This window comes from Micromonospora sp. ATLC20 (genome assembly GCF_057196585.1).
In genome coordinates, this window is the sequence record NZ_JBXUOV010000442.1 from 1 (window position 1) to 217 (window position 217).

Here is a 217-nt window from a genome sequence, read left to right on the forward strand (position 1 = left end):
CAAGAAGGTCACCCTGGAGATGCTCACCCTCGCCCGCGATCTGGGCACCCCGAGCGCTGTGGTCCTCGGTGGCGCCGGCGCCGCGCAGGCGTTGAGCGCCAAGCTCGGTGAGTACGGCGCGGAGAGGATCTACGCGGCCGAGGGTGAGGAGATCGACGGTTACCTGGTGGCCCCGAAGGCGACTGTGGTCGCCGAGTTGGTCAAGCGTGTCCAGCCG

At 69.1% G+C, this 217-nt stretch carries 1 protein-coding gene; it reads left to right on the forward strand.

Annotated features, from left to right (window positions below; genetic code table 11):
* Window positions 1–217, forward strand: a 217-nt coding sequence (locus tag AC2CHG_RS31820) for an adenine nucleotide alpha hydrolase family protein (RefSeq protein WP_484526252.1), incomplete at both ends; no start/stop codon positions are given.